General features: G+C 59.0%; 21 protein-coding genes and 1 tRNA gene. 14 read left to right on the forward strand and 8 right to left on the reverse strand.

What is annotated here, in order from left to right; translation table 11 throughout:
- Positions 1-158: 158 nt before the first annotated feature.
- From rlmN to H6G62_RS20170, 6 genes are all read right to left on the reverse strand, one after another.
- Positions 159-1,310 carry a 23S rRNA (adenine(2503)-C(2))-methyltransferase RlmN gene (rlmN, locus tag H6G62_RS20145; protein WP_190498477.1) on the reverse strand — a complete coding sequence of 384 codons (1,152 nt, stop codon included), beginning with the start codon at positions 1,308-1,310 and terminating at the stop codon, positions 159-161.
- 148 nt (positions 1,311-1,458) lie between these two features.
- Positions 1,459-2,085: a Holliday junction branch migration protein RuvA gene (ruvA, locus tag H6G62_RS20150; RefSeq protein ID WP_190498479.1), complete on the reverse strand. Its 627-nt coding sequence runs from the start codon at positions 2,083-2,085 to the stop codon at positions 1,459-1,461.
- Positions 2,082-2,813 (reverse strand): DivIVA domain-containing protein, encoded by a 732-nt coding sequence (locus tag H6G62_RS20155; RefSeq protein ID WP_199325141.1) that lies wholly within the window; start codon positions 2,811-2,813, stop codon positions 2,082-2,084. Before H6G62_RS20155 ends, ruvA begins: the two co-directional genes overlap by 4 nt.
- Positions 2,705-3,274 (reverse strand): pantetheine-phosphate adenylyltransferase, encoded by a 570-nt coding sequence (coaD, locus tag H6G62_RS20160; RefSeq protein ID WP_190498481.1) that lies wholly within the window; start codon positions 3,272-3,274, stop codon positions 2,705-2,707. The genes H6G62_RS20155 and coaD overlap by 109 nt, the downstream gene beginning before the upstream one ends.
- 146 nt (positions 3,275-3,420) lie before the next feature.
- Positions 3,421-3,948 carry a GNAT family N-acetyltransferase gene (locus tag H6G62_RS20165; RefSeq protein WP_190498483.1) on the reverse strand — a complete coding sequence of 176 codons (528 nt, stop codon included), beginning with the start codon at positions 3,946-3,948 and terminating at the stop codon, positions 3,421-3,423.
- A 21-nt stretch (positions 3,949-3,969) separates the two neighbouring features.
- A complete protein-coding gene (locus H6G62_RS20170; protein WP_190498485.1) occupies positions 3,970-4,566 on the reverse strand; it encodes a tRNA-(ms[2]io[6]A)-hydroxylase in 597 nt (198 codons plus the stop codon).
- Between the two features lie 170 nt (positions 4,567-4,736).
- On the opposite strand from H6G62_RS20170, the gene H6G62_RS20175 reads away from it, so the two are divergent.
- Both H6G62_RS20175 and H6G62_RS20180 read left to right on the forward strand, forming a co-directional pair.
- Positions 4,737-5,108, forward strand: coding sequence for a hypothetical protein (locus tag H6G62_RS20175; RefSeq protein ID WP_190498487.1), 372 nt, complete (start codon positions 4,737-4,739; stop codon positions 5,106-5,108).
- Between the two features lie 4 nt (positions 5,109-5,112).
- Positions 5,113-6,507, forward strand: a complete 1,395-nt coding sequence (locus tag H6G62_RS20180; RefSeq protein ID WP_199325142.1) for a recombinase zinc beta ribbon domain-containing protein — start codon at positions 5,113-5,115, stop codon at positions 6,505-6,507.
- Between the two features lie 727 nt (positions 6,508-7,234).
- Here the strand turns inward: H6G62_RS20180 and H6G62_RS20185 are convergent.
- Together H6G62_RS20185 and H6G62_RS20190 are read right to left on the reverse strand one after the other, a co-directional pair.
- Positions 7,235-7,690: an RNA-binding protein gene (locus H6G62_RS20185; protein ID WP_190498489.1), complete on the reverse strand. Its 456-nt coding sequence runs from the start codon at positions 7,688-7,690 to the stop codon at positions 7,235-7,237.
- Between the two features lie 766 nt (positions 7,691-8,456).
- Positions 8,457-8,529 (reverse strand) — tRNA-His (locus tag H6G62_RS20190).
- 273 nt (positions 8,530-8,802) lie between these two features.
- Between H6G62_RS20190 and H6G62_RS20195 the strand changes: the two genes are divergently transcribed.
- The 12 genes from H6G62_RS20195 to gndA all read left to right on the forward strand — a co-directional run bounded on the left by H6G62_RS20195 (position 8,803) and on the right by gndA (position 22,571).
- Complete coding sequence (locus H6G62_RS20195; protein ID WP_190498491.1) at positions 8,803-9,762, forward strand: sirohydrochlorin chelatase; 960 nt, start codon at positions 8,803-8,805, stop codon at positions 9,760-9,762.
- 65 nt (positions 9,763-9,827) lie between these two features.
- Positions 9,828-10,631, forward strand: a complete 804-nt coding sequence (gene cobA, locus H6G62_RS20200) for a uroporphyrinogen-III C-methyltransferase (protein ID WP_190498493.1) — start codon at positions 9,828-9,830, stop codon at positions 10,629-10,631.
- On the forward strand, positions 10,628-11,599 hold the full coding sequence (gene recO / locus H6G62_RS20205; RefSeq protein WP_190498494.1) for a DNA repair protein RecO: 972 nt from the start codon (positions 10,628-10,630) through the stop codon (positions 11,597-11,599). Before cobA ends, recO begins: the two co-directional genes overlap by 4 nt.
- A 216-nt stretch (positions 11,600-11,815) precedes the next feature.
- Positions 11,816-13,273, forward strand: a complete 1,458-nt coding sequence (locus H6G62_RS20210) for an MFS transporter (protein WP_190498496.1) — start codon at positions 11,816-11,818, stop codon at positions 13,271-13,273.
- A 290-nt stretch (positions 13,274-13,563) separates the two neighbouring features.
- A complete protein-coding gene (locus H6G62_RS20215; RefSeq protein WP_190498498.1) occupies positions 13,564-14,706 on the forward strand; it encodes a glycosyltransferase family 4 protein in 1,143 nt (380 codons plus the stop codon).
- 112 nt (positions 14,707-14,818) lie between these two features.
- Positions 14,819-15,217, forward strand: coding sequence for a DUF3119 family protein (locus H6G62_RS20220; protein WP_190498500.1), 399 nt, complete (start codon positions 14,819-14,821; stop codon positions 15,215-15,217).
- 18 nt (positions 15,218-15,235) lie between these two features.
- Positions 15,236-16,390 carry a DUF3086 domain-containing protein gene (locus H6G62_RS20225; RefSeq protein ID WP_242052183.1) on the forward strand — a complete coding sequence of 385 codons (1,155 nt, stop codon included), beginning with the start codon at positions 15,236-15,238 and terminating at the stop codon, positions 16,388-16,390.
- Between the two features lie 209 nt (positions 16,391-16,599).
- The gene (locus H6G62_RS20230; protein WP_190498501.1) at positions 16,600-16,866 is read left to right on the forward strand and encodes a hypothetical protein; all 267 of its coding nucleotides are present in this window, start codon (positions 16,600-16,602) and stop codon (positions 16,864-16,866) included.
- Complete coding sequence (locus H6G62_RS20235) at positions 16,859-18,331, forward strand: 1-acyl-sn-glycerol-3-phosphate acyltransferase (RefSeq protein WP_190498502.1); 1,473 nt, start codon at positions 16,859-16,861, stop codon at positions 18,329-18,331. The genes H6G62_RS20230 and H6G62_RS20235 overlap by 8 nt, the downstream gene beginning before the upstream one ends.
- 91 nt (positions 18,332-18,422) lie before the next feature.
- Positions 18,423-19,484, forward strand: a complete 1,062-nt coding sequence (gene trpD / locus H6G62_RS20240) for an anthranilate phosphoribosyltransferase (RefSeq protein WP_190498504.1) — start codon at positions 18,423-18,425, stop codon at positions 19,482-19,484.
- A 123-nt stretch (positions 19,485-19,607) separates the two neighbouring features.
- A complete protein-coding gene (locus tag H6G62_RS20245; RefSeq protein WP_190498506.1) occupies positions 19,608-20,774 on the forward strand; it encodes a hypothetical protein in 1,167 nt (388 codons plus the stop codon).
- 378 nt (positions 20,775-21,152) lie between these two features.
- Positions 21,153-22,571, forward strand: coding sequence for an NADP-dependent phosphogluconate dehydrogenase (gndA, locus tag H6G62_RS20250; protein ID WP_190498508.1), 1,419 nt, complete (start codon positions 21,153-21,155; stop codon positions 22,569-22,571).
- The last annotated feature ends 658 nt before the right edge of the window (positions 22,572-23,229 follow it).

Here is a 23,229-nt window from a genome sequence, read left to right on the forward strand (position 1 = left end):
GAGCCAACTTTGATTCAATCCCATCCCAACTACCAGACCCTCCTGAACTACGGGGTTATCGCCGCATAGACTGGGATCACAGCCTCCTAAATCTGTCCGGAGTGTTGTTACTCTGACCGCCCTTCTATGTAGATCAACTGCCACAAGAGACTCATGCCCTAGGCGACCTTGGAGGCGCGAAGTTGGCCACAGGCGGCGTTTTCCTCAAGACCTCTGGAATAGCGAACGCTGACGGCAATGTGGCGAGATTCGAGCTGGGCCACAAACTCACGGATGCTGGCTTCGCTGGGGCGTTGGTAGTCTACCTCGCTGATGGGGTTGTAGGGGATGAGGTTGACGTGGCTTTGGAAGCCGCGTAGATGTTGGGCGAGTTCGGCGGCGTTTTGGGGTTGGTCGTTGAGGCCCGCCAGGAGGATGTATTCAAAGGTGACGCGCCGCCCGGTGAGCTTCACGTAGTCGCGGCATTCCCCCAGCAGTTCCGTCAGCGGGTAGGCCTTGGCGCTAGGGATGAGGTCTTGGCGCTGGGCTTGGTTAGAGGCGTGGAGACTGACCGCCAACGTGACCTGAAGCTGTTCGTCCGCCAGTTTGCGAATGCGGCCTGGAATGCCCACGGTGGAGAGGGTCATGGATCGCTGGCTGATGCCCACATCCTGATTGAGGCAGCGGATGGCGACGACCACGTTGTCGGTATTCAGCAGCGGTTCGCCCATGCCCATAAAGACGATGTTGCTGACCCGCTGGCCAAAGTCTTCCTGGACGGTTAGCACCTGATCGACGATTTCGTGGGTGGCTAGGTTGCGCAAAAAGCCGCCCTTACCCGTGGCGCAAAAGTCGCAGGCCATGGGGCAACCCACCTGGGACGAAACACACACCGTCAACCGCTTGGCCGAGGGCATCCCCACCGCTTCGATGATCTGCCCATCGGCTAGCTTGAGCAGGTACTTGACGGTGCCATCGCTGGCCTCGGTGCGGTGGTAAATTTCCGAACGACCCACCGCAACCCCTTCTACCTGCTGCCGCCACGCCTTGGGGAAAACGGTGATATCTTGCAGTGACCTAGCCCCCTGCTCATAGAGCCACTGATGCAACTGCTTACCCCGGTAGGCGGGTTGCCCCTGGGCCACCATCCAGGCCGTCAGGTCTTCGAGGGATTGCCCTAGGAGGGATTTGTGGATCGGAGGCTCTGCCGTGGCTGGCTGATCTAGATGCGCTGCAACCACTGGCTCCGGCGACGGGATCGGCTGAGGGGCATCCTCGCTAACGGCGGCGGGTGGTAGGGGAGTGGCGGTCGGCAGGGAAGAAGCGGCCATAACAGGAAGAAGAAAGGCATGGTCTTCTATGATAACGGGGGAAAGAGACGGATGAACCGACTGGGCTGAGGCATGGGTAACGGCAAAAAAGTGCAGGAATGAGAAAGACGGAGGGCGTGTCCTTCCCCCAATCCATGGACTCGGTGGCTCATCGGCTTAGCCAAGCAATGGCCTCTCGCACCCAGATTTCGGGGTCGTCGCTTTTGGAGGCAGTGCTGTGTTGGGCGACGGCCTGGAGGGCTTTGAGGATTTCCGCCTGGGTGTAGCCCAGGGCGCTGAGGGTGATTTCCACCTCTTCGTGGATCGAGGCGATGGGGCCGCCCGTGGGCACCGAGACGAACCCCGCCTGGGCCTGCCAGTCTTGCAGCTTGGTTTTAAGTTCGAGGACGACACGCTCGGCGGTTTTGCTGCCTACCCCTGGAGCCTTGGAAATCAGCCGCGTGTTCCCCGCCACGATGGCCTGCACCAGATCCCGATCCCCCAGGGTATCGATCAGCGCCAGGGCCATTTGGGGGCCAATGCCACTCACCCCCGTCAGCAGCAGAAACAGATCCCGCTCTCGGCGCTGGCCAAAGCCAAACAGCACCATCTGGTCATCGCGCACTTGTAGGTGGCTGAACAACTGCACCGTTTCCCCCTGGGGCGGCAGGTTGGCCAGTTGGCGGGCGGGGACTTGAAGCTCGTAACCCACCTGGTTCACTTCTAGGGTGACGATAATTTTATGATGACCGGGCTTTTGCACATCGGCCAGAATGCCCTTGAGATAGCTGATCATGGAGCGGGATTGGATCCTTTGGATCGGGCATCCAAGGGAGAGGTGGACTTCAGCACCTTGGGGCGCTTGGGCGTGGGGGGTGGGGCGGGTTGAAGCTGGCTGCGGCCATTTTGAATGATCTGCAACATCTGGGACAACTGTTGCTCGACCTGAAAGAGCACCCGGTCGGCGTAGGCATCGGCCTCTTGCTGAATGATCGACTGCTCTTGGAGGGCACTTTGGCGCTGGGCTTCCCAGTCTTGCTGGGATTTCCGCTTAATCTGATCGACCTCTGCCAGCACAGTGGCACGGAGTTGATCACACTCGGCCTGGGCCTGGGTTTGGATCTGATGGGCGATCTGCTCGGCCTGTTGCACGAGGCCCATTTCATTGAGGATTTGGGCGGCCTGCTGCTCGGCGGCCTGGATGAGATCCTGGGCATAGCGATCTGCTTCGGCCAGAATGGTGTCTCGCTGTTGTAAGACCTGCATCGCCTGACGAAAGGCCGGGGGCAAATTGAGGCGAATGGCATCCAATTGATCCAGCAGTTGATCCTCATCCACCAGGGTGCGACCGCTGAAGGGAACGCGAGGACTACCCAGAATGATCTCCTCTAGCTGGTTCAGTTCCTGCTGAATATCTACATCTCCGACGCTGGGAACGAGGTTGCCTCCCGTTCCAGGGGCGACGGATTCAGCCGCGAATCCATTTTGGGCCGAGCCGAGGGGGGTGGGGTCTTGACGTAACATTGGTAAACGTCTCGCGCTACGTGGTCAGGAACAAGGTGATCAATGGGGCCACCAAACTGGGCAATTTCTTTGACCAGGCTACTGCTTAGAAAGCCATACTCCGTTGACGTGGCCAAAAATAGGGTTTCGATGTCCTCGGCCAGGGTTTTATTAGTATGGGCCATTTGCAGCTCTTTTTCGAAGTCGGATAGAACCCGCAGCCCCCGCAGCAACACTTGGGCTTGGTGTTGGTGGGCATAGGTAATGGTGAGGCCATCATAGGCATCCACATCCACATTCCCCAGGTGGCTCACCGAGACTTGAATTTGGTCAATCCGCTTATCAATCGAGAACATCGGTACTTTGTTGGGGTTGTGGGAGATCAAGACAATCACCCGTTCAAACAGCCGACTGCCACGGGAAATAATATCGAGATGGCCCAAGGTAATGGGATCAAAACTTCCGGGATAGATGGCAATCAACGTACCGTCTCAATGTCGATGCAGCGATTATAGCGAAGCCTAGGATCAGTTCAGTATAGAGGGCGGAGGGCAGGCCAAAGACACACCTGGGTCTGTGGGGGCTGAGCGATGGTAGATCGAGGTGCTGTGTCTATATCCATGGACGGTTAGACCTGAGACAGGGATTTGTGATAGATGCGATCACAGCGGGCCGTTTCGACCCCTTCGGCGGGCACATAGCCGCTGGCTTCGTAAAGCTGCACCGCTTCCTTGAGAATCGAAGCCGTTTCGACCCAAATCTGCCGAAACCCCTGCCGCTGAATGGCCTGTTCGAGCTGAGCCAGCAGATAGCGTCCCAACCCTTGCCCTCGCGCCCCAGGCTGTAGATACATCTTGCGAATTTCCACCGCGAGATCGCTGCGCTGCACCGGATAGTAGCCCGCCGTGCCCACTAGGGTTTCGCCATCAACCACCACCCAAAATTCGCCCCCGGTTTGCCAGTAGTGGGTTTCCACCTCCAGGGCATCTCGGTCGCTGCCTTGGGGTTCCCAGGTGAGGCCATATTCAGCCAGCACCGCTGCAATGATCGCCCCGGCAGCGGCGCGGTCGGCGGGTTGCCAACTTCGCACCTGGTAGTGGCGAAACTGGCTTTGGTAGTTCGGAACAGGGGATGGGGGCACAGGATGAGTCGCCATCGGCATGAGTCGTCCTTGGGCTTAGCTGTGGACACGGGGTTCGGGATGGAGGGTGGCCAAAATCGCGCTTTCGGCCTCAGCCAGCTCGACCAAGCGGGCATCCACCTCGGCCCTAGGAAAACGCCCCGTGGCCAACAGCCAGTACGCCCCATAATGCCGTGCTTCCGAGGCCATCAAACCCCGATAGAACCTTGCCAGATCCGAGTCAGGACAATGCTGGGCCAATAACCCCAACCGCTCATGGCTGCGGGCTTCGATCAGGGCCGAAACCAGCAGAATATCCAACTGGCGGTGGGGTTCAGCGGGGCGCACCTGTTCCCGGAGCTTGGCCCCATAGGGAGGGGGGTGCAGCGGTCGTAGGGGCACCCCTCGCCGCTCTAGCCATTGGTTCACCTGGGCAAAATGGGCCAATTCCTCCTGGGCAATCTCCGTTAGGGCGGTGATGAGATCCCGATCCGATGGGTAGCGGTTGATCAAACTCAAGGCCACCCCCGCCGCCTTGCGCTCACACTGGGCATGGTCGAGCAAAATCGTGTCAACGTTGGCAAGCGCCTGTTCCACCCATTCCATCCGGGTGGGATCAACGAGAAACTTAATCGTGGCGGTGGCGGTGGACATGGGTAGCAAAGTAACGGGGAACCGTCGGGTGCGGCCTCTTCCATGGGTGTCATGATACACCCCCCGAAAGCCCCTCCCGACGGAGATTGTTTCAAGGGGTTGGTGTAAGGCGATGGCGACTTATCATAAAACCTAAGCCGATTGCAGATGGACTTGGGAGAATATCAACCGTGAATCAAGGACTTTGGCTGAAAAACTGGATCTGGAAGCCCATGGCCACCTGTCTAACGGGGGGATCTCTCCTTGCTGCTGCGACCGCTGCCCAGGCCGACCCACCGGGGATTTACTATTCCTGGCGGGCCATGACCACCGACGTAAACCAATGCCTGAACCAAGCCGAAAACGCCCTAGAATCCCAGGATTTGACCCCCGTTCAAACCGACGCCATTAGCATGGCCGGACAATCCGAGGACACCACCGCTGTTTTTGTCTGTATGGACTCCCCCGGCGAGGTTACGGCCACCACGGTGATGGTGATTGTGGCCAGTGCGGATAACGACCAAGCCATCGCCCTGCGGGAAGCCCTGAAGTTGGCGTTTTAGTCCCATGCGTCTTGTGATCTACCGTTATGGCGATCCAGGGGCGGATGGTTCCCCAAAGGACGCCAGTTCAGAACGATCTGATATGGCCGATAGTGTAGAGCGCCTCAAAGCTGACCTCACCGATCAAGACGCGGCTTCCAGAATCGAGGTACAGGTCTACGGAGACCGGGCCATCGCCGCCAATCCCAGCCATCGGCCCCAACTCGCCCAGCTTTTGGCCGACAACCAACAGACCCCCGCCCATCACCTGTGGGTGCATCATCTAGCCGATCTGGGTGATAGTCCGGCGGCGGTGCAGCGGTGTTTAGAGGCATTGTCCCAAGCGGGCACTACGGTGTGGGCTGGGGGTGATCCAGCCATGCCCCTCGCGCCCGGAACGGCCCTTGCCAACGGCATCGATCTTGCCACCACCATGCAGGATCAACAGCAGCGGCGACAAAAACGGGCGGGCCATGCGCGTAATCGACTCCAAGCCCTACCGCCACCGGGCAAAGCTCCCTACGGCTATCGACGGGGGCAGGGGCGATACCTGATCGACCGCACGGCGGCTCCAGTGATCACGGCCTTTGCCAACGAATTTTTGCTCTACGGATCCCTGCGGGGGGCAGTGCGCTTTGTGGAAAAACGCTTTGGTAAGCGGATTTCGGTCTCCACCGGGCAGCGCTGGCTTAGCCATCCCGTCTACCGAGGCGATCTGCAATACTGCGATGGCCACGTCATCCGCGACACCCACGCCGCCATCATCTCCCGCGACGAAGCCGCCCAGATTGACCGCCTACTGCGCCGCAACCGTCCCTTGCCCCCCCGCACCGCCGGAGCCTCCCGATCCCTGGCGGGCTTGGTGCAGTGCCACGCCTGCGGCAGTGCCATGGCCGTTTCCACCACCACCATCCGGGGTAAGGCCCAAAGCTACCTCTACCTGCGCCCCACCGCCTGCCCCCAGCAGCCTCGCTGCCGTGCGATTCCCTACAACGACGTGCTTCAGGCCGTGATTGCAGACATTTGCCACACCCTGCCCCAGGCCGTCGCCCAATGGCAAACCGCCCGCACAACGGACGCCCCAGTCCCTAGCCAACAATCCCAACTGCACAGCCAATTACAGCAGCGAAAATCTGCCCTGAACCAACTTCCGGCCCTAGTGGAAACGGGTATCTTAGACGATGAAACCGCCGCCCTCCGTCGCTATACCCTGCACAGCGAAATCGCCCAAATCGAACAACACATCGCCCAACTGCCCCCGGTCAACCTCTCGGAACTGGCCCCCTCCGTCGCCCTGCCCCAGTTTTGGCTGGATCTGTCCGAAGCCGAACGGCGTTTCTTCTTCCGCGAATTTATCCGCCGCATTGACCTACACCGCCAGGGCAAGGCATGGCACATCACCCTTATTTTGGTGTTCTAGGGTCAGTAGATCACAAAGTCCTCGCAGCCCTCACCCCCAGCCCCTCTCCCACGAGGAGAGGGGAGCCGGAAGCGGTCTTCAAAGTCCCTCTCCCTTGGGGAGAGGGATTTAGGATGAGGGCCAGATCAGCGCAATAGAGCAAGTTTGTGATCTACTGAGGGTGCGTCATCTCGGGTTTTCCCCAAAGCTTCCAGTTGCTCACTAGAAAGCACCTACACTGGGGCCGAAAGCTCTGGAGACAGTCCCCCGACTCGCCGGGTGAGCTGTTTTAAGATCAGCAACGCTCACAAAAAAGCCCAGCAGAGACTCTAGCTCCACTCGTTGATCAGCCTGCCGCAGTCGGTTCAACGCCTGTTGGACAACCCTCTGCTCACCGCCATTCTTAACCAGTGGCACCGACCTGGCTGACTGACAAAACTTGCCATAACCTAGATCCGTCAAAGGGTCAGGAGACCTGACCCCTACATGATCCCAGTACCCTAGGGGCGCGGTTTCCGTGCCCGGTGCAGAATCTTTTGTCAGTCAACCAGGGCACCAATGCCCCTAGGGCAAACGCATCCTCACAGTTTTTCTCAATAAGGAGACTGAACAGCCAGCTTACTAAGCATCATGGGGCTACTTTGATGGCTTCCAATGGCTGAAAGCCCGATTCTTTCGTCGAGGCCGATGTCCTATGCGTTTGCCCTAGGGGATGATAGGCACCCATGATGATAGGGCGAGAATAGCCCTAGGAGGCTGTGGTTTGGGAAGCGAGCATGGCCTTTAATTGTTCGAGTTGATTCGCCCAGCGAGGATCGGGTTGAGCAGTGGTGCTGGCAGAAGCCACCGTAGCGGCTACGTTATGATTAGAAGGCTTGCGGTTGTTGCTGCGGGTACGCTTGTTATTGTTGTTGCTGCTGCTCTCCCGGCTTTCGGGTTCCGGTTCAGCCTTGGTGCGGGGTAGTGCCTTCTCAAGCTTCATCGGCAGGTCTTCCAGCACCTGACCGTTTAGTTGGGCAACAATCTCGTCGGCCTTCTCTTCGGTTTTCACCGTCACGAACCCAAACCCCCGACATTTTCCGGTTTTCTTATCGGAAATGAGTTTGACAGAGACTAGGTCATCGGTATAACCCGAAAAGACGTTTTCAAAATCTTGGCGCTGCAAATCCCTAGAGAGATTGCCAACGTAAAGGCGGATTGACATCTTAAGATACCTCTCGTGTTCTAACCATCTAAACCAACATCTATATGGGGAAATGACGGCCTGCCTAAGACATGACCGCCAATACCCATGACCTGACACCTAAAAATTTGGTTTTCTTAAGGGAGATAGGCCCACAACAAAAAAAGTGATATTGAGATAGACACCACTCAACCGACCTCAGTCAAGTAGCGCAACGGCCACCAAAACAAAGTGAAGATCTTCACTCTAATCTGGGCTCCACTCTGGCGCTACCCTGTTTAACGATGTCCTTGGCCAAACCGCTGACCCTAACACCGGGCGATCACTCACTCGGTGCCGATGGGTGTCATTGATCCCCCAACCGAACCAATCCTTAAGGTAACACGGGATAAGGGGCTGTACAGGAACGCTGAGAAACTTAGACCGACTTTACAACGTTTAGAGGCGTAAAGCGTTGTAAAGAGAGGCGCAAAAGAGAGATGCAAATAAAAACCAGCCGTTGCGGGCTGGTTCATTTGCTGTGTTGAGAGTAGGAGAACCTGATACCTAAGAACACTAAACCGCTGTCCAGTCCAACCCTGGACTCGCCCAGCTAACGAAGGCATCGGATTTCGTTAACAAATGTAACATTAGCTGCGACATTGCGCAACGATGTGAAAGGAGCCAGATTTCCCATCTCCGCCATACCCCATCGACGACACTCTAAAACGGTCTGATGCCGTTCTAGTAGAACCGTCAGGTACCTGACCTCAGACGCGCTTACCCGCGTTGACTTGGAGCTTTACAGGGCGGATGAGGAGACTCGAACTCCCGAATGGTGGAACCACAATCCACTGCCTTAACCACTTGGCTACACCCGCCATAACTGCGTTTCCGCGTTTTTCACTCTAGCACACAGGACGTGGGTTGTGGGGACAGAGCGTTGAAAAAAACGATCCAGGACTGTGGGGAGGTGCCCTGGGAGATCGGAGATCGCTTGTCCGGTCGGGGGATCGGGAAACATGGGGTGAGCCCGCCTAACTGCTGCATTGGATACCAGCGATTCCGGGTGCAGTTCCTATAATGGGGAGATACTTGCCGTTCCAGACTGGCCTGCCCCCTGGGGACGGCACTGCCCCTAGGAGGTGTCTACTGTGTCTACCGACTTTTCCCCCGCCACAGCGTATTTATTAGTGTGCCACGGTAGTCGAGATCCTAGGCCGGGGCAGGCGGCGGAACGGTTGGCGCAGTTTGTGCGGGATCAGCTTGAGGCCCAGTTGGGGGCCATGCCCACCCTAGCTAGGCCAGCCAAGGGAACGTCTCTTTATGGCACGAGCCAAAGCCCCTTTGAGCGGTTGCCAGCGATGGTGTGTGAGACCCGTGGTCAGGCCGCTGGGGTGGGGCGACGCCATAGCTCTCATCCGCCCTTGGTGGGGACGGCTTGTTTGGAAACCGGAGCGTTGCCGCTGCATCAGCAGATCGTTAACTTTGGGCGGCGGGCGGTGGCGGCGGGGATGACGGAAATTCGCCTAGTGCCGATCTTTTTGCTGCGGGGAGTGCATGTGCTCAGCGACCTGCCTGCGGAAGTACAGCTTGCCCAGCGCCTATTACCCGGTCTGAACCTGGCGGTGACGGCCCATCTCGGCGATCATCCTGGATTGCGCCACCTGGTGCAGGATCGGCTCCAGACCACCACGGCGGATACCTGGTTGCTGCTGGCCCACGGTAGTCGGCGGACGGAGGGCAACCGATCCATTCAGTCCCTGGCCCAGTCGTTAGGCGGCACAGCGGCCTATTGGGCCGTGCCCCCCCACCTCGAGACCCAGGTGATTCACCTGATCCAGCAAGGCGTACAGCGGCTGGCCATTTTGCCCTACTTCCTGTTCACCGGATCCACCACCGACGCCATTATTCACCGCACCGAGGAACTGGCGGAGCGGTTTCCAAGCCTGGGAATTCACCTGCTACCGCCCCTTGGCCCCTCGCCCCAGTTAGCTCAGTTGGTGGTGGATTTGGCCCTAGGTCGTGGCCCTGCCAAAGCCCCGCAGCCTGTGGTGTCTTTGAAGCGCATGGCCCGTCGTTCCGCCCTCCAGCCATCCTCCCTGGTGTCCTAGGGACCGCTCCAGGGGATCGCCCATTGGGGCGGTTAGTGGCATGATTGAGATTCGATAGTTTGGCGATGACCTTGGCACCTTCCTCCACAGACAATCTCCCCCCCTACGGCAAGGTTTACCTGGTGGGGGCTGGCCCCGGCGATCCAGGACTTTTTACCCTAAAGGGCAAGGGGTTGCTGGAAGGTGCCGATGTGGTGGTGCATGATGCCCTGGTGAGTGCGCCGATTTTGGCCATGATTAACCCCCAGGCAGAGGTGATCAACGCAGGCAAACGGCAGGGGCGTCATTCCATGCTTCAGCCGGACATTACCCGGCTTTTAATTGAAAAGGCTACCGATCATGCCGTGGTGGTGCGCCTCAAGGGAGGCGATCCCTTTGTGTTTGGTCGAGGTGGCGAAGAGATGGCGGGCCTGGTGGCGGCGGGCATTGCGGTGGAGGTGGTGCCAGGAATTACTGCTGGGGTGGCGGTTCCGGCCTATGCAGGGATTCCGGTTACCCATCGGGATAACAGTTCCTCCGTAGCCTTTGTGACGGGCCATGAATCTGCCGGGAAGTATCGCCCCCAGGTGAATTGGCGGGCCTTGGCCCAGGGAGTCGAAACTCTGGTGATCTACATGGGCATCCGTAACCTAGACACCATTACCACCGAGCTGCTGGCGGCGGATCTCAGCCCCGATACCCCCGTGGCGCTGATTCGTTGGGGTACCCATCCCCAGCAGGAAACCCTACTGGGCACCCTCAGCACCATCACCGCCCAGGTAGCGGCAACGGGCTTCGAGGCTCCGGCCATTGCGGTGATTGGTCAGGTGGTGCAGTGGCAGGCCCAGTTTCAGCACTGCCGACCGCAGCCCCTAGGCTGGGAGTCATGAGCCGCACCTACAAAGCCACTGGGATTAACCTGAAGGCCATGCCCCTGGGGGAAGCGGATCGGATCCTCACCATTCTCACCCCCGATTTGGGCCTGATTCGGGCGGTGGCACCGGGGTCGCGCAAGCATCAGTCGCGACTGGGGGGGCGCAGCGATTTGTTTGTAATCAACGACTGGCTGGTGGCCAAGGGCAAGCGGCTGGATAAGGTGGTGCAGGCGGAAACGGCGCGTACCTTTCCCAAACTCAGTCAGGATTTGGGACGACTCACCGCCAGCCAGTATTTGGCGGAAATTGTGCTGTTTATGGCCCTGAATGACGGCACCCAGGCGGAGTTATATCACCTGTTTGTGGAACACCTGGAGCGCATCGAAACCAGCCCCCCCAGTGCGCTACTCGCGGCCCTCACCCATGGGTTGTATCACCTGCTGGCCTTGGCGGGGGTGGCCCCGGAGGTACATCGCTGCTGCCTCAGCCAGGAGGAAATTGTGCCAAATTTGATGGATGCGGCCTGGACGGTGGGGTTTAGCCCCGAAGCGGGGGGATTGGTGCAGTGGTCGGCCCTGAGCCAGGGACAATTGGCCCAGCGGCCCCAACCGAAAAAACGACCAGCGTCCGTCCCGGCTTCCTTTGAATCAGGATCGTTCACTCCAGAATCCGCCATCTCGGCATCCTTCGCCCCAGATCATCGGGAGGCCCGCCCCCTACGGGAGGCGACCAGATCCTATCGCGCCCATACCGCTGCGCCCCAGTCCCTCAACGCTATGGAAGTGGTGCTGCTTCAGCAGTTGAGCAAGCCGGACATTATCACCACCCTGCCCGTGTTGCCCGATGCCTTGGCTGTAGCGCACCCCACCCAACCCCTCATTTGGGCCAGACTGGAACGCCTGCTGCGGAACTATGCCCAGGACTACTTCGAGCGTCCGATTCGTTCGGCGACGTTGATTGAGGCTTGCTTTGCTACTGTTTAATTAGGAGAAGGTTGAATTAAACCAGATCCACGTTATCAAACGTCATGTTGGCCCACCCTGCGAGGGCTTCAGGTTTCAAGCTGGGTGGGGTCGAGATAGATCACATCCCTCTAGGACTAGACCTCGGACTCCACAAATCGGGGCGTGGGTGGGTCGCCCTTCGTCAAGATTTTTGAGTCAAGAGTTCGGTTATACCGTCGGTTCGTTGGTTTTCCCATGCTGCGCGAGTTTGATATCGATTCCTCAGACCAGGCCACCCCAGAGGTCAATGACCGCCCTGGCCACGGCGAAATCGTCAGTCTAGCCGACGACAGCCCCTCAGTCCATCCCGATCCGTCGCCCCAGCCCGCCGCTGACCCCAATTTAAGCCCGTCCGCCCTGGAAGAACCCCATGGCCCCGGCTTTGGGCGGGTGCTGCAAAACCGAAATTTTCTGACCCTGTGGCTGGGGCAGGTGTTTTCCCAACTGGCGGATAAGGTCTACTTGGTGCTGATGATTGCGATTATCTCGGCCCGGTTTGATACCCCCGGCCAGAGTATTAGCGGTTGGGTGTCGGCAGTGATGATCGCCTTTACGATTCCGGCGGTGCTGTTTGGGGCGGCGGCGGGGGTGTTTGTGGATCGCTGGCGCAAGCAATCGGTGTTGGTGCTCTCGAACCTGTTGCGGGGGGGGCTGGTGCTGCTATTGCCGATCTGCCTCTGGTTGGCCACGGATGGGGGCACCCTGGCAGGCTGGCCGCTGGCCTTTTGGCTACTCCTGGCGGTGACCTTTGCCATTTCCACCCTGACCCAGTTTTTTGCCCCGGCAGAGCAGGCCATCATTCCCGTTTTGGTGAAGGAAGGCGACCTTCTGCCCGCCAACTCGCTCTATACGACCACGATGACGGCCTCGGTGATTGTGGGCTTTGCGGTGGGCGATCCCCTATTGGCCCTGGCGGATCGGCTGATGTTGATGCTGGGGGTGACCGACAACGGCCCAGCGGTGCTGGTGGGGATGAGCTATCTACTGGCAGGGTTGTGTTTGGCCACACTGCGTCCCGGTGCGGAAACGCTATCCACCGGGCAAGACTGGTCACAGTTTTGGCTAGATATCCGCGACGGCCTGCGTTACCTGAAACACCACACCCAGGTGCGGGTGGCGATTTTGCAATTGGTGCTGCTGTCCTGCGTGTTTGCGGCCCTGGCGGTGCTGGGGGTGCGGCTGGCGGAGATCATCCCAGCCCTAAAGGCGTCCCAGTTTGGCTTTTTGCTGGCGGCGGGTGGGGTCGGGTTGGCCCTAGGCGCAATCACCGTGGGGCACTACGGCCATCGGGTGCCTCGCCGCTACCTGAGTCTGTGGGGTACCTTGGGCATGGCCGTCAGTTTGGTGGCCCTGGCTGGAACCACGGAGCAACTCTGGCTTTCCCTGGGGTTGCTGACAGGGCTGGGCTTTTCGGGATCCCTGGTGGCCATCCCCATGCAAACCCTGATTCAAGAAACCACCCCAGAGGATATGCGGGGCAAGGTGTTTGGCTTGCAAAATAATTTGGTGAACATTGCTCTGACGCTGCCCCTGGCTCTGGCGAGCCTGGTGGAAACGGCCTTGGGGTTGCCCCAGGTCTTCCTGGGGTTGGGGGTGCTGGTTGGGATCGGCGGCGTAGCAACCTGGTATATTGCCGATACAGCCTTAAGATAAAGGGCTGTGGTTGGGGTCGAGTTTGGATCCCATCCGGTGGGGATTCCTTTCTGATGCCACCCATAACGCTTACAGCGTTGTATTGCCCCAGCCGTTGCCCCTAGGCGGGTCATGGAGAGTTTGGGCGGCATCGTGAGGCGGAATCCTGATACCCAATCGGATCGGTATACCCCTAGGCGCTAACGGGTGAGGAGACCTCGCCCCTACGGTTGGTTAGGAAGCGGGGGTGTCTCACGCCGATTTGGTATTTGCCTGTTGATCTACCCGTCACTTTATCCCCCGAACTGTGAATGCATATCGCGTGGCTTGGCAAGAAATCCCCCTTCTGCGGCAATGTCACCTACAGTCGAGAAATTACCAATGCCCTGCTAGATCGGGGCTATCGGGTGACGTTTTTGCACTTTGCCCAACCCCAGGAGGCTGAGGAAGAGGCCCATCCCGAATCCGCCGAAGTGCCCCTACCCTTTTTGTTTAAGTCGCAGATCCTCACCATTCCCTCCCTCAAATCGCGCAAGCTGCTGACCAATGCCCTGCGACGACTGAAGCCCGATATCGTCCATGCCTCCCTGACCCTCTCGCCCTTGGATTTCCGGCTACCAGAAATTTGCGCCGAGTTGGGCCTGCCCCTGGTGGCCACCTTCCACCCCGCCTTCGACCGCAAGGTGCGTAGCATCACCTCCGGCACCCAGCACCTCACCTACCAGCTCTATGCCCCCTGCCTCGCCAACTACGACCGGGTGATTGTGTTCTCCGACCTCCAGCGCGACCTGCTGAACAAGCTGGGCGTCCCCGATGATCGCCTGGTGGTGATTCCCAACGGTGTCGATACCCAGCGCTACGCCCCCGGCCCCTCAGCGGCCAAGGTGGAACTGGGGGCGGAACGGCTGTTTGTCTACCAAGGTCGCCTTTCCCCAGAGAAAAATGTGGAATCCCTGCTAAAAGGCTGGCGACAGGCGGAAATGGGGCCAACCTGCCAGCTTGCCATCATGGGCAGCGGGCCATTAGAAAATTCCCTCAAGCTGTTCTACGACGATGACAATATCCTCTGGCTGGGCTACGTTTCCGATGTGCAGCGGCGCATTGACCTGCTGCGGGGGGCGGATGGGTTTATTCTGCCCTCCTTTGTAGAGGGGTTGTCCCTGTCGCTGTTGGAGGCCATGGCCTGCGGTACGGCCTGTGTCGCCACCGATGCCGGAGCCGATGGGGAAGTCCTCGCCAACGGGGCCGGAATTGTGCTGGATCCCCAGCGGGTGGCGGTGCAGCTACAAACCATTCTGCCCCTGCTACGCGACCACCCCGAAATCGCCCAACTCCTCGGTCGCAAAGCCCGCGAGCGGGTGCTGTCTCGCTATACCCTCAGCGCCAATATCTCCGCCCTCGAACGCCTCTACGACACCGTGACCGCTCCCTCTGCGGTGGCCTTGGGGTTGTAAGCCAAGGGGAATATTCCCCCTCCCTGCCGTTGCCGCTGAACACCAGATCTCATCGACCGACGGGATAGCTGGCGCTACCGATATACTGGAAGGGTTGTTGTATCGGCTGGCTATGACTCCTTCTCCGACGGTCACCCCCTCGGCTGCGTCCATCACCGAACTAGACCCCAGCTACCGCATTCCCCTGTCGCTGGTGGGGGTGTCCTTGCCGCTGGCGGGGCTGAACCTGTGGCTGGGTGGCGTCGTGGGGCTGTTTGGCGTGTTTTTAGGAATTCAGGCCATTACCCTACGGCTGCGCTTTACCGAGACGGCCCTCGACATTTACCGAGGAGAAAAACAGATCCGCCAGTTTCCCTACGCAGAATGGGAGCATTGGGAGATTTTCTGGGCTCCGGTGCCAATTTTGTTTTACTTTCGGGAGGTGAAGAGCATTCACTTTTTGCCCATTATCTTCAGCCCTAGCCAGCTTCGGTCGGCCCTGGAAACCCACTGTTCTCTACCGCTCAACTAACCTCATCTAAGGATGTCCATGCCCCCCGACGAGTTTTCTCCATCCACGCCATTGACTGAAGGTAGCCCCAGCCGCGAGGACGGAGGTTCTGCCTCGGTGGATTTTTCGGGCCTTCGATCTGAGGGACTTGGATCGGGGGGATCGCGGTCAGAGGGCTTTCGGTCGGACTGGAGTAGCCGCATGGATAGCCTGAAGCAGCAGGAGGCCGATCTCAAGCGCAGCATTGCCGATCTGCAAGCCACCTACAATCGCCTCACCCAGGATCAGTTCAAAAAAATCCAGACCGACATCAGCCGCATGGTGGAGCAGGGCACCGCCGAGCTAGAGCAGCGCAAACGCACCCTACAACTGGAGATTGAAAAGCTGGAGCGTCGTCAGGATCGCATCCAAACGGAAATGCGGACGACCTTCGCCGGAGCCTCCCAGGATTTGGCGGTGCGGGTGCAGGGCTTTAAAGATTACCTGGTGGGTAGTTTGCAGGATTTGGCCACCGCCGCCGAACAGTTGAACATGGCCCCCGCTGCGGCCCCCGCCCGAGAGCCGGAGGTGATTCAGTCCGTCGCTGGCCGACGATCCCGCCCGCCCGCCTCCGATCAGCCCCCGACGGATGCCGCCCTCGGCTTTGCCCCCACCGCCTTCCAAGATCAAACCGACCGGGTCCGGAGTTTGCTGGATCAGTACCGGATGCGGCCCGACTACTATGGCCCCGTGTGGCAATTGCGGCGCACCTTTGAGCCTATCCATGCCGAGCGGGTGTCGAACTGGTTTTTTGCCCAGGGCGGGCGGGGGGCGGTCAAAAGCATGGGTAGCCGCTTGCAGAACGTCCTCGTAGCCTCGGCGGCGATTTCCATTCTGCATACCCTCTACGGCGGACGACTGCGGACGCTGGTGCTCTCCAACAGCCCCGAGCGACTGGGGGAATGGCGGCGCGGGCTGCAAGATTGCCTCGGTGTATCGCGGGCAGATTTTGGCACGGGCCAAGGGCTAATGCTGTTTGATGCCCCAGAGCCCCTAGCCCAGCGGGCGGATCGGATTCGGTCTGAAGGTGGCCTGCCGCTGATTGTGGTGGATGAGGCAGAAGCGGTGATTAGTCTTGCCCTGCTTCAGTTTCCCCTGTGGCTGGCCTTTGCCCCCGACCCCGCCAATCCCATCAACGAGTACGACTATTTCTAGCCCTCAGCGGGCAAAACAGGTTATGGCGTAAAGAAGGGCGGAGGGGTAATTTCCACCGACAGCGGCACCATAGCCCGAAAACCCTGTGCCTTCCCCGCACCCTAGGGGTGGGGCTTGGGGATCTCCTGAGAGGGACTAGCACCCCCTAATATTGCCCCTAGGATTGGAGGTATGCTCTAGGGCGTGGCCCATCGTTGCGCTATTCGTTTATGGACGCTTTTTCTCCCCTTCCGCCCGATTGGACAACCTCGGCCAGCCATGCCATCGCGTTTTGCTGCCCTCGTTGCGGGGCCGACAGTCAGCAGGCCAAGGCAGTGTGGATTAACCGTCGCTCCCCTGTCTATGGCGAAGATCATCGGCGCAAGTGGCAAGAGTTTTACCACTGTGGCGAGTGCGAAACCGCTTGGTGGGCCTGGAGCAGCGACCGTCCACCTTCGCCCTATGGCCGCCCCCAAGAGGAGAGTGACTTTGCCTGAAGCCAAGCGAGTTCAACCCCGGATGGAGTTTATTCCCCCCCACTACCGGGAATGGGTGGTGCGGGGGGGATACGTGGTGTTGCCCTTTTTGTTGCGGGTGCGTCTGCGGCCCTGGTTGCCCGTGGGTATTTGGCCTGTCACCTGCAAAAATCCTGAGGTTTTAGCCGCGTTATTTCATCAGTTTCAGCAGGGCAAGATTCGGCTGCTGCTGGCCTTTCGCCATAGCCAGGTGGATGATCCCCTCAGTTTGTCCTACCTATTTTCGCGGCTGGTGCCCCAGGCGGCGCAGGCGAAGGGGATTTCCTTAGTCCGTCCCATCCACAGCTTTTTTATGTATGACCGGGGGATGCCCCTATGGGCGGGAAAGTGGCTGGAGTGGTTCTTTGCCAGCATGGGCGGCATTCCGGTACATCGGGGGCGGCGGCTGGATCTGAAGGCCCTCAAATCCGTGCGGGAACAGTTGGTCAACGGCCCTTTTCCGGTCACCATTGCCCCGGAGGGAGCCACCAACGGTCATGGTGAAGTCATTAGCCCCCTAGAACCGGGGACAGCCCAGGTCGCCTTTTGGGCGGTGGAAGACTTGCATAAGGCCCAGCGGCCTGAGTCCGTGATCCTGCTGCCTGTGGGGTTGCAGTATGTCTATCCCGATCCTAACTGGGGGGCGCTAAACCACCTACTGAGCCAGCTAGAGGCCGACTGCGGGCTCACGGTGCAATCCCTACCGATCACCGCCAGCGCCACAGACTATTATCGGCGGATCCTCGCCCTCGGCCATCATCTACTGAGTCAGATGGAGCAGTTCTATGCCCGCTTCTACGGTGGCCCCTGGCCTGAAATGGGAGAAGACGTTAGGGGAAAGACGGTATCTGAGGGACTAGCTACGGAATCGCCGCCGAAATCACCGACGGAATCACCTCAACCCATCCGCCCCGGAGACATTGCCCAGCGCCTAAAACCTTTACTCAATCGCGCTCTGGAGGTAGGGGAGCAGTTCTTTGGCCTACCCCACAGCGGCACCCCTGAAAACCGCTGCCGCCGCCTAGAGGAAGCGGGATGGATGTACATCTACCGAGAGGACATTGACCACCCCGACCACCTGGCCCCCTTCGACCGGGGGTTGGCCAACTGGATGGCGGAAGCCGCAAGTTTGCACCTGCGCCACATGCGCCTAGTGGAAAGCTTTGTGGCCGTTAGGGGCAACCATGCGGGCGAGAATCCCAGCTTTGAACGACTGGCGGAAACTAGTCTGATCCTGTTTGACCTCGTGGAGCGGGTGAAGGGAACCGCTGTGCCCAAGCGCCCCCAACTGGGACGACGACAGGCGATCATCACCCTCGGCCAGCCGATTAACGTCAGCGACCGTTGGCCGACCTATGCCCAGTCTCGCCGTGCGGCCAAAGCGGCTGTGGAAGCCCTCACCCAAGACATTCAACAGGCGCTTACCGATCTGATTGAACCCACCTAGGAAAACGCCTGAAGGCTATCCGTTCTGATACATTGTCTATACCCCGCGTAGGCTGACTGAGCAACGGGGTGCTGCGTTTAGAGTGCTTGCCGTGACCCTAGCTGCCGAAACCCAAGATTGGTCTTCTCTGCTCCATCGTCTAATCCATCGAGAGTCCTTGAGTGAGCCAGAGGCCGAAGAATTGATGCGGGGTTGGTTGAGTGGGGGCATCCCGGAGGTGATGTCGGGGGCATTGTTGGCGGCGTTGCAGGCTAAGGGTATCTCTGCCGACGAACTAGCGGGCATGGCGCGGGTACTCCAGGGGCAATCCCTGGGCGGCGAGGCTAAAATTGTCCATCCCACCCCTTGTATTGACACCTGCGGCACTGGAGGCGATGGAGCGCATACGTTTAATGTTTCGACCGCTGTGGCTTTTGTGGCGGCGGCGGCTGGTCTGCGAGTGGCTAAGCATGGCAACCGTTCGGCCTCTAGCAAGGTGGGATCTGCTGATGTGCTGGAGGCGCTGGGCGTTCACCTAGAGGCTCATCCCGAACGGGTAACGACGGCCTTGGATGAGGTCGGCATTACCTTCTTGTTTGCGCGGGGCTGGCATCCGGCCATGAAAGCCGTGGCTCCGTTGCGCAGCACCCTAAAGGTGCGGACGGTGTTTAATCTGCTGGGGCCATTGGTAAACCCGCTGCAACCTACGGGCCAGGTAATCGGCGTCTACGATCCGGCCATCGTGACAACCATGGCCAATGCCCTTAACCAACTGGGCATCCCCCAAGCCGTGGTGCTGCATGGGCGCGAACGGCTGGATGAGGCAGGTTTGGGCGATAAAACCGACCTCGCCATTGTTGCCGGAGGACAAGTCACCACGGCGGTGCTGGATCCCCAGGAATTTGGCTTAACCCCCGCCCCCCTCAGCGCCCTCCAGGGAGGGGAATTAGCGGACAACGTCGCGATTCTGACCGCCGTATTGCAGGGTAAAGGCACCCCCGCCCAACGGGATGTGGTAGCGCTCAATGCGGCCTTGGCGCTGAAGGTGGGTGAAGTGGTGAAGGGCGAGTCTCTCGTGGCTGAGATTGACCAGGGAGTTGCTCTCGCCCAAGACATCCTGGCTAGCGGAGCCGCCTGGGACAAACTGCAAGCCCTAGTCAGCTACCTCCGCTAAGGCACAGTAAGTCACAGGATGGGAATCCACCCTTCTCGGTGAATCTGCCCGGAACCCATGGGCCGCAACCTGTAGTCATAAACCTCAGTCTATGGCTTTAGTTTGTTTTGGGTGGAAATAGCGATGTACAGATTGTGCTTAATGCTTGGTGGCGTACTGTTGGGGCTGGGGTTTGCCCATCCGGCCCAGGCCCAGTTGCGGGATGTGACCATTCCCTCGGAGACGCTTTCGAGCCTGTGCCGCACCGGACGGCAGCCCCCCATGGACGATTTGGTAATCAACGAAACCAACGGCGGCATGGGGGCCGTATTTTTTAGCGGCCTCAGCGAGCCAGGGCTGATGGTGCAAGCCTTTCCGGTGGCGCAGTTGGGGGGCGAGGCGGCGGCCCAGGCGTTTCTCGACCAAATGGCCGCAGAGGCCGACGGGCGGCGCAAGGTGGCCATCCCTAGCTCCCTGGGCGACGGTGGCGTGATGATGGTGCAGTACGACCGAGATGGGGCGGAACAGGCCCGCACCCTCAGTTTTCGCCAGGGCGATCTGTTGATTAACATAACCGGGATCACCAGTGCCGAGGTGGGCGTGTGCGGCGAAAGTGCGGTTTCTGGTTTGGCCAACCTGATCAGCCGAGGGCTGTACTTTGAGGGCGACCTGGCGGCGGAAGTTGAGACCCCAGAGTCCGACCTATCGCTGCTGACAGGAGCACAGCGGGTCAGTGCGGATCGCTGTGTGATGGGTAGTTGGGCCTTGGCGTCTATGACGATGCCACCGGGGTTGCTAGCGGAAGCCTCTCGCCAACTTTCGGCGACGGATGAGGCCAGGGCGGAACTCGCCGAGCCAGCGATTCGCGGCAGTCAGTACCTCACCTTCGAGCCCGACGGCAGCTTGTGGGTGGAGAATAGCGCCTTCACCGTCACCACCGGGGGAACGGTCTACGGGGCCGATGCTGACTGGCTGGATATCACCATTGCCACGGTGACCAACGGCAGCGGGGCCGGATCGGTGGCCTACTATCAGCGGGGCGGCGACAAACTGGTGTGGACAACCTTCGACCCCAGCGACATGACCCAGGACGTAATCGTCACCCAGGAGGGCTATCTGCGCGGCGAAGGGGTCAGTCGTCGCTCTGTGACCCCCACCGATGCCGTTCAGCCTGCCCTCACCGATGGAGTGGTGCGCTACACCTGCAACCGCGAAACCCTGGTGTTTCAGCTCGATCCTCCGGCGGATGCCCCCGCTGAGGCCCGCCGCCTGCCCCCCGCCACCTGGCGCTACGAACGTCTGCGGGATTAACCCTCTGAGACTAATCTGTGTCAGGGCTTCTTGGCTTAGAATGGGCGGGCCTAAAGAAAACCTTTGGGAGAGGCCGATTTTCCCAAAGGTTGTTTACGCTGTGGACAGTTTCCCTTCGGGAGGCGTGGTTTAACCTTGTCCTTATCTCCAAGGCGTAATCTCCAAGGTGTACCGTCTAAGACCAAATCCGAATCCTGTATACCCCATTCCCGCCCCGCCAACCCGTAGGGGCGAGGTTTCCTCGACCCCATCAACCGGGCACCATCAACCCGATTTTGGCGGCAGACCGGATGGGGGTTAGACCACCGAGAACGGCGACCCTAAGCAACGACCCTAAGCAAACAGTATCCCCAAGCGAACAGTTACCAAGAGAGTTCTATGGCACAGAGTTTTGGTGTAATCGGCCTTGCCGTCATGGGCGAGAATTTGGCCCTCAATGTGGAGCGCAACGGCTTCCCTGTATCCGTGTATAACCGCACCGCCCAGGTGACGCAGAGCTTTATGGAGCGCCGCGCCCAGGGCAAAAATGTGAAGGCTACCTACAGCCTGGAGGAATTTGTCGCTTCCCTAGAGCGGCCCCGCCGGATTTTGCTGATGGTGAAGGCAGGCGGCGCAGTGGATGCGGTGATTGACCAACTGCGGCCCCTGCTTCAGGATGGCGACATGATCATCGACGGCGGCAACTCCCTCTACGACGACACCGAACGGCGCACCAAGGATCTAGAATCCACGGGGCTGCGGTTCATTGGCATGGGCGTGAGCGGTGGGGAAGAAGGTGCCCTGAATGGCCCCAGCCTGATGCCCGGTGGCACCCGCGCCGCCTACGATTCCATCGAGCCGATTGTGCAGAAAATTGCCGCCCAGGTGGATGATGGCCCCTGCGTCACCTACATCGGCCCTCGCGGCGCTGGGCACTACGTCAAAATGGTACACAACGGCATCGAGTACGGCGATATGCAGCTCATCGCCGAAGCCTACGACCTGATGAAGAGCGTCCTCGGCCTCGACCACAACCAGCTCTACGAAGTGTTTGCCGAGTGGAACACCACCGAGGAACTGGATTCCTACCTGATTGAAATCACCACGGACATCTTCACCAACCTGGATCCCGACACGGGCAAACCCCTGGTGGAACTGATCCTAGACGCCGCTGGCCAAAAGGGCACCGGACGCTGGACGGTGATGAGTGCCCTGGAACTGGGCGTCGGCATTCCCACTATCACCGCTGCGGTAAACGCTCGGATTATGTCCTCCATCAAGGACGAACGGGTGGCGACCTCCAAGGAACTGGCTGGCCCCAGCGCTTCCTTCAGCGGCGACGTGAAGGACATGGTGAACAAAATCCGCGATGCCCTCTACTGCTCCAAAATTTGCTCCTACGCTCAGGGCATGGCGCTGATTGGGGCGGCCTCTAGCCACTACGAGTACGGCATTAACCTAGGCGAAACCGCCCGGATTTGGAAGGGCGGCTGCATCATTCGGGCCGGATTTTTGAACAAAATCAAACACGCCTACGACGAAAACCCCAGCCTGCCCAACCTGCTGCTGGCCCCAGAATTTAAGCAAACCATTCTGGATCGCCAAGCGGCATGGCGCGAGGTGATCGCCCTCGCCGCCCACCAGGGCATCCCCGTCCCGGCCTTCAGCGCGTCGCTGGATTACTTCGACAGCTACCGCCGCGACCGCCTACCCCAAAACCTCACCCAGGCCCAACGCGACTACTTCGGTGCCCACACCTACCAGCGCATCGACAAGGAGGGCACCTTCCACACCGAATGGACGAAAGCGCCCCACTAAAGCCAGTGCATAGCTAGGACTAGGACTAGGATTAGATCCCAGGGTTCTTCAAGAACCCTGGGATTTTTTGCTGGATAATACCCTCAACCACCATAGGGCACCTCGAAAAATACTGAAGACACTGTCTCACAATGAGACTCACGTCGAAATCCAGACTCCTGAAATATTTGCTAATAGTCCAATATTTGATCATTAGGGCGCCTCGATTAATTGCCTTATTGCGAACTTGAAAAGCCTGAAACCCCTAGGATCTCGTTGCTATTCTCAATAAGCTTTGTATTTTTCGAGGTGCCCATTAGTATTTGGATTCTTAAAGAGATAGTCGATAGACACAAAAAGATGAGATCATAGATAATATAAATCACTCATTTCTCATCAAGACTATGGGACAAAAAGGATTCTGGGACTTTGAGGGACGACAGCAGGAATTGCTCAACAAAAATAAAACCTTAGGGCACCTCGAAAAATACTGAAGACACTGTCTCACAATGAGACTCACGCCGAAATCCAAACTCCTGAAATATTTGCTAATAGTCCAATATTTGATCATTCAACACTCCGGACAGTTTTTTGGGGTTGGGTTGGAAAAAAGCTATCCACCGCATAGAGTGCAGGTGCAAGTAAAACACGGTGCACCGATGGATAGCCTCAACAGCAT

Source organism: Phormidium sp. FACHB-1136 (assembly GCF_014697375.1).
Taxonomy (GTDB): Bacteria; Cyanobacteriota; Cyanobacteriia; order Phormidesmidales; family Phormidesmidaceae; genus Nodosilinea.

What these genes read in the sequence shown, in the direction of transcription:
- rlmN (WP_190498477.1), bottom strand. Translation starts at nt 1,310, where the DNA reads ATGGCCGCTTCTTCCCTGCCGACCGCCACTCCCCTACCACCCGCCGCC.
- ruvA (WP_190498479.1), bottom strand. Translation starts at nt 2,085, where the DNA reads ATGATCAGCTATCTCAAGGGCATTCTGGCCGATGTGCAAAAGCCCGGT.
- H6G62_RS20155 (WP_199325141.1), bottom strand. Translation starts at nt 2,813, where the DNA reads ATGTTACGTCAAGACCCCACCCCCCTCGGCTCGGCCCAAAATGGATTC.
- H6G62_RS20165 (WP_190498483.1), bottom strand. Translation starts at nt 3,948, where the DNA reads ATGGCGACTCATCCTGTGCCCCCATCCCCTGTTCCGAACTACCAAAGC.
- H6G62_RS20170 (WP_190498485.1), bottom strand. Translation starts at nt 4,566, where the DNA reads ATGTCCACCGCCACCGCCACGATTAAGTTTCTCGTTGATCCCACCCGG.
- H6G62_RS20180 (WP_199325142.1), top strand. Translation starts at nt 5,113, where the DNA reads ATGCGTCTTGTGATCTACCGTTATGGCGATCCAGGGGCGGATGGTTCC.
- H6G62_RS20185 (WP_190498489.1), bottom strand. Translation starts at nt 7,690, where the DNA reads ATGTCAATCCGCCTTTACGTTGGCAATCTCTCTAGGGATTTGCAGCGC.
- cobA (WP_190498493.1), top strand. Translation starts at nt 9,828, where the DNA reads ATGACCTTGGCACCTTCCTCCACAGACAATCTCCCCCCCTACGGCAAG.
- recO (WP_190498494.1), top strand. Translation starts at nt 10,628, where the DNA reads ATGAGCCGCACCTACAAAGCCACTGGGATTAACCTGAAGGCCATGCCC.
- H6G62_RS20210 (WP_190498496.1), top strand. Translation starts at nt 11,816, where the DNA reads ATGCTGCGCGAGTTTGATATCGATTCCTCAGACCAGGCCACCCCAGAG.
- H6G62_RS20215 (WP_190498498.1), top strand. Translation starts at nt 13,564, where the DNA reads ATGCATATCGCGTGGCTTGGCAAGAAATCCCCCTTCTGCGGCAATGTC.
- H6G62_RS20220 (WP_190498500.1), top strand. Translation starts at nt 14,819, where the DNA reads ATGACTCCTTCTCCGACGGTCACCCCCTCGGCTGCGTCCATCACCGAA.
- H6G62_RS20225 (WP_242052183.1), top strand. Translation starts at nt 15,236, where the DNA reads ATGCCCCCCGACGAGTTTTCTCCATCCACGCCATTGACTGAAGGTAGC.
- H6G62_RS20230 (WP_190498501.1), top strand. Translation starts at nt 16,600, where the DNA reads ATGGACGCTTTTTCTCCCCTTCCGCCCGATTGGACAACCTCGGCCAGC.
- H6G62_RS20245 (WP_190498506.1), top strand. Translation starts at nt 19,608, where the DNA reads ATGTACAGATTGTGCTTAATGCTTGGTGGCGTACTGTTGGGGCTGGGG.
- gndA (WP_190498508.1), top strand. Translation starts at nt 21,153, where the DNA reads ATGGCACAGAGTTTTGGTGTAATCGGCCTTGCCGTCATGGGCGAGAAT.